The organism is Vibrio splendidus 12E03 (assembly GCF_000272105.2).
Lineage (GTDB): Bacteria > Pseudomonadota > Gammaproteobacteria > Enterobacterales > Vibrionaceae > Vibrio > Vibrio splendidus_I.
In genome coordinates this window covers 1-5087 of record NZ_AJZD02000191.1, presented here as the reverse complement: position 1 = coordinate 5087, position 5087 = coordinate 1, and the positions used below count along the sequence as shown (strand labels likewise).

At 49.4% G+C, this 5087-nt stretch carries 8 protein-coding genes and 1 pseudogene; all 9 read left to right on the top strand.

Going from position 1 to position 5087, the window contains the following annotated elements; all coding sequences use genetic code 11:
- Positions 1-33: 33 nt before the first annotated feature.
- Positions 34-234: a TraY domain-containing protein gene (locus A142_RS13205; protein ID WP_017096185.1), complete on the top strand. Its 201-nt coding sequence runs from the start codon at positions 34-36 to the stop codon at positions 232-234.
- A 357-nt stretch (positions 235-591) separates the two neighbouring features.
- A complete protein-coding gene (locus A142_RS13200; RefSeq protein WP_019824975.1) occupies positions 592-963 on the top strand; it encodes a hypothetical protein in 372 nt (123 codons plus the stop codon).
- 13 nt (positions 964-976) lie between these two features.
- A complete protein-coding gene (locus A142_RS25160; RefSeq protein ID WP_017098005.1) occupies positions 977-1144 on the top strand; it encodes a hypothetical protein in 168 nt (55 codons plus the stop codon).
- Complete coding sequence (locus A142_RS25155; RefSeq protein ID WP_019824973.1) at positions 1141-1308, top strand: hypothetical protein; 168 nt, start codon at positions 1141-1143, stop codon at positions 1306-1308. The genes A142_RS25160 and A142_RS25155 overlap by 4 nt, the downstream gene beginning before the upstream one ends.
- An 8-nt stretch (positions 1309-1316) precedes the next feature.
- The gene (locus tag A142_RS13195) at positions 1317-1607 is read left to right on the top strand and encodes a hypothetical protein (protein WP_019824970.1); all 291 of its coding nucleotides are present in this window, start codon (positions 1317-1319) and stop codon (positions 1605-1607) included.
- Positions 1591-1962 carry a hypothetical protein gene (locus A142_RS13190; RefSeq protein WP_017108489.1) on the top strand — a complete coding sequence of 124 codons (372 nt, stop codon included), beginning with the start codon at positions 1591-1593 and terminating at the stop codon, positions 1960-1962. Before A142_RS13195 ends, A142_RS13190 begins: the two co-directional genes overlap by 17 nt.
- Positions 1937-2266, top strand: a complete 330-nt coding sequence (locus tag A142_RS13185; RefSeq protein ID WP_017098001.1) for a hypothetical protein — start codon at positions 1937-1939, stop codon at positions 2264-2266. The genes A142_RS13190 and A142_RS13185 overlap by 26 nt, the downstream gene beginning before the upstream one ends.
- Complete coding sequence (locus tag A142_RS13180; RefSeq protein WP_019824966.1) at positions 2267-4771, top strand: VirB4 family type IV secretion system protein; 2505 nt, start codon at positions 2267-2269, stop codon at positions 4769-4771.
- A gap of 11 nt (positions 4772-4782) precedes the next feature.
- A pseudogene (locus A142_RS13175) lies at positions 4783-5087 on the top strand (hypothetical protein); the annotation flags it as partial.

Genomic DNA, 5087 nt, shown 5'->3' with positions numbered 1-5087 from the left:
CTGATCAAATGATCAGGTATGGATAGAGTTTTTATGAAACAAGAAATTAGCAAAAGTACCCAGCTAACCGTGGCACTCGATCATGAGACCAATATTCGCTTGGAAGGGTCAGCATCGGCCTATGGTCGAAGCAAACGAATTGAAGCTCTGTTTGTGTTGCGCGCGTTTTATCGCCTACCAACCGACAAGCAGAATGACATTTTGTCTCCCGATAATGGGCTCGACAAAATCTAGTTTTATCTCGCTCCTTGTGTGAGTTCAGATTAGGAGTGAAGTCTCATCATGAGACTCGAAGGTGGGCTGCCTTCACTACTGCAAAAAGCGCCGCAGAGGGGCGCAGGCGTGCGTAATATGCCTAACAAATTCAGGAGCCTTATCTGGGGCGACGTCCAAGGCTGTTTTTCTACTCAATTAAGCGTGCTGGTTGAGTGGTGAAACAGAGTTACTTGGGAATACCAGACACCACATCCCTTGGATGTGCGCATTCTACTACAAGAATGCTCAAGCCAGTTTGTAGCACGGCTCTTGAAAGAGAGCCCATTGTTTTGTTCTTTTTAAAGACCAAAACAATGTCCTAAAAGGAGTGTGAACATGCAGATTGTGTACGGATATTGTAGTGAAGATGATGCGGTTAATTTGTTAGGTCGCTTTGTGAAACAAGGTGATTTTATCAACGTAAAAAAGCTGGGTACGGTTGGGCGTGAACACATTGCGTTTGCCGCCTTGCTCTCTTTTACTGGGCGCCTCTCCTTTCCTTTCTATTGGAAGGGCGTTCATATCGTTGCCGTTCAAAAACAAGCACAATCAGTCAATCGTCTCACTCTCCCTACCTCAAATAACGCGCGCAAAAAACGTTACCGTAAACTCAATAACACCACCATGACCCCTCAAAATTGGAAACAACACGTGAGCCGTAATCGTGGTTTGAAGTATGCGAGCGATTCATTGTTGTCTTTAGCGTGATAAGGAGAAAGAAATGACCCTCATTCAAGAGCTCAAGTTTTGGGTTGACGTCATTGAACAGACCGCTATCCCTGTCGACGGTGAGCGTTTAACACCGGCGGAGCAAGGGGCATTATCTCAGACGTGCCGAGTGCTCGCTCAAACGGCGAATTACGCGGCTGACCAAATGGAGAAAGTATGAAGACACAGAGTAAGAAAGAGTCAGCAGAACAACAGGCTCGCCGCTGCGCCGCTAGACGTCAGATTGAGATCCGAGAAGAGCTTAAAGCCGCGGGGTTAGAACTGGAAGATGGGTTGTACGTGGTGGGAAATAAAGACATTCAAGACCGTTTTAGTCACAGGTAGGACGCGTTATGTCACAACATTCTTTTCATGCTCGCGGTTATCACGTGCTTTGTGGTTGGGATAGGCCACTGCAAGGTTTCTTTCTTGTCATTCAAAAAAGCGATGAGCTGCAATACTCAAACTTGTTTGAAGATGACCCTCATCCTAAATCTTTTGATGTTTTCCTGATTGTATTGGCTCGCTTTGGCATCCCGGTGCCTGAGCAGATACTCACGGCGCTTGATGAAGATAAAGCCGCCAATGCTGGCAACCTGTATCACCGCTGGCAGGAGGGACACCTCATTGAAACACGCGGATAACCCCAAACTTCAACACGCCCACAAACAACAAGAAGTCATTCTCTTTGGTCTACCTCTGAAAATTTTTGCTTTAGCGGCCTTGTGTGGTGGCTTTTTGCTGCTGCTTGCACTGGTGCATTTAGGGTGGCTGTTGGGGCTCTTGATCGGCGGTCTTTGCTGCGTCGCGATTTTTTCTCCCCTTCGCTGGGCGCACAAACACGACCTTCGGGCGTGGGAGCTGTGGCTACACGCCTATTTTGGCAAGTTCACCAAAGAAACCTTACTGAAAAAACGCATGTTCATCATGACTCAACGTGGTGTCATGCCTTACCAACAATGGAAACATCAACATGATAAACGTTCAAAAAAAAATTAATGCGGTTTACTGGCTGCTGGGTTCAATGCTGATTTCAGCTCAGGCGCACGCGTCCGTCTCTCTGGGCGGAGGGGGCAGCGGGGTGTTTGCCAAATTTGCCAACTTTTTACAAGAAGTGGTCGATTTTCTAGGGGGCACGGGCACCTTATTTGTCATCTTCATGTCGGCAGCCGGCGCCATCTTCCTATGGGTTATCGCCCCAAAAGCGGGGGGAGAGGCTTTAGCGTGGTTGTTTCGAGTGTGTGTGGGGGCGATTGCTCTGTTCAGTTTAAGCCTCGTCATTACCTGGCTCAAAGGGTTCTAAATGCAAGCGGCCAATCAATCTATTCAAACCTATGGGGCGGTCGATGAATCGACCGTCTTAACCTATCGTGGGGGCGCACTCGGGGCGATTGAATTGTCGGGTGTCGAGCCAGCTTTATTGAATCCCACCGAAAAAACCGCCATCACGACGTTGCTCCGTAACGTGATCCAACGGTTACCCTTTGAGGTGACGTTTTCACAATATTACGTTCATTACCGATGCCCCCCTTTATCGTTTGAACATCGAGATAACCCTCGCGCTCAATTGGTGTCTTCAAGGCGTGCCCAGTTTTTAAATACCCAGCGTGAGCTGTATCAATCGCGCTTGGTGTGGGTGGTTGAACTGCATGAGTTAACCGACTATACCGATATGGGTCGCGAGTTTGTGACCTTGTGCCTTCAAGCCGTCTTCAACAAAGATAAACGCCGCACATTGAAGCAAGCCTTATCGTATCGAGAAGGCGCGTTATTTGATGAGCGGGCGCTGATTGAACAAATCAGCCAGTTAGACGATGTGTTGTCGTCGCTCTCGCTGGGATTGTCGTTTTGTTCGCTGGACAATCCGCGTTTGAATGCGAGCCAGTTATTTCATTTTCAACAAGCCTTGTTGACGTTGGAGTCTTGTTATCTGAATCAACATGCGCGGCATGCGCCTAGTCAAGATTGGGATGCACGCTTAGCGACGGGGGATGTGGCGGGTGTACACATTGAAGGCGTGGATTACCTCAAACTGTCTCATCAGCACACCGTTTATGCGCGCATCGCGGCCGTGCAAGGTGTGGGGATGACACACACGCCAGAATGCGCATGGGCAAGTGATGCAAGGCCGGTCTCTGAAAAAGGCAATTACCTCTTTTTTACGCGTTTTGCGCCGTACTCCAAGCAGCAAAAGCGTGCGATGCTCAAAGACGAAGAAGACGCGTTGTTTCGCTCTCAAACTCGCTTCACCGATTTAATGAAAGGCGACGTTGGCTCTGGTGCCGTGTTGCAACGATTGCAAACCAATCCTCATCTCAACGCGGTACTCCTTGATTTAGACCGCATGAGTCGTGACGATGACAAGTACGGTTCGTGGCTCTCTTATGTGGTGGTGTTTGATACTGACCGAGTACGGTTGGACGCTCAAGTGAAAACCATGAATGCACTCTTAGAAAACTCAGACTTCTCTTTGTTATGGGAGACCCAAGGACTGGTACACGCCCACCGTTCGATGCTGTTAGGGGCGAATGAAACGCCCATTCGGCATTGTGATTTGAATGCGAGCCAAGCCGCTGCGTTATCGCTGTTTTTTCGCAGTCATGAGGGCTTTCCGACTTTTGAACTGGGTAACAAGCAAGAGGAGGCGCTCTATGTCTTTGAGAGTGATGATGGGGTGCCTTTTCACTACACGCCCTTCATTGGTGACAAGTGCCTGGTGCTGGGGACAGGTCCGACGCGAAGCGGTAAGACCTTTCTCAAGCAGTGTGTGGCCAATCACTTTGTCAAACTGGGCGGGCGTTATTGCGCACTGGATATTGATGCAGGGAGTGAGCCTCTGGCGCACTTTTTTAAAGATGACGCCGGTCTCTTTTGCTTAAAGGACGCCAGTACCTCAAAGGGGTTCAATCCTTTCTCGATGAGCGTTGGGGCAGGGGATGACGTCTTTGTTCGTCATATGCTGGGATTGATTCAAGGCATGCTGTTACTCAATGACAGTGTAGAACTTCAAACCTTAACGGCCATTGAGCAGCCTAAGCTTGAAGAGGCCATCATTCACACCATGGCGCAAACCGGCAAGCTGGGCAGTTTTTCTGCGATGATGGGTAAGTGCCCACCGTCTCTGCATGAAAAACTCGCCAAATTTAAGCGCGGGGGTATTTACGGGAACTTGTTTGATAACGATGTGGACGCCATCGGGGCGATAGATAAGCCGTACTCGGTGTACAACACCGAAGGGGTAAAGGATTCGCCTAAGCTTGCGGAGTTGGTGAATACGGAAATCTTTTTTCGTAGTGTTCGTCTCTTTGAGAATGCCAAGCACCGCAGCGTGCCAAAATTTTTTGAAATCGATGAATGCCAATACGTATTGTCTCAAAAAGGGGCGGCCGAGTTTGCCATTGCGAAAGCACGAACGTGGTTTAAGCATGGCGGCGGCATGGGGTTTTGGACGCAAAGTCCGAAACACTACAGTGATTTAGAAGAGTGGAGCACGCTGCGAAGCGCCGCGACGACCTTTTGGTTTATGGCCGACCCTGAAATGAGCCGTGAAGAGTATCAACACGCTTTTCCGATGCTCAAACCCGCAGAGCTCGATGTCATTCAATCCCTCATTCCGAAGCAACAAGCGTTCATTAAGCAGCCCGATAAGGGCATCGCCAAAGTCATTAACCTGTTTGTTGAGCCGGAGCAATATGTGATCGCCACCTCCAGACCTCATGAAGCGGCTCGCGCGCAAGCGGTGTTTGCACAGGAGGACGATGTGGACGTGGCCATTGACCGCCTTTGTGAGGAGCTCAACCTAAAGTAAGGAACGTTATTATGAAATACACCCCTATGGCGCTGCTGGTCAGCAGCGTCCTTGGTTTTTCTTCTCCCTCCCACGCATCGGGGTTTCCGGTGGTCGATGTGGCCAACTTACTGCAAATGGTCACGCAATACTCCACCCTACTGAAAGAGTATTCACAAATCCTCAATCAAACCGGTATTGCGGGCAATGATTTGGTGATTTCTATTCAGGAATACGAGCAAACATTGCGAGAGTACCAAACGTTGCTCAATCAAGTCGAAGGGCTCAAGGGCAAAATCGACCGCCGTGATTATGCCGCACTAGAGCGCGAGCTGCG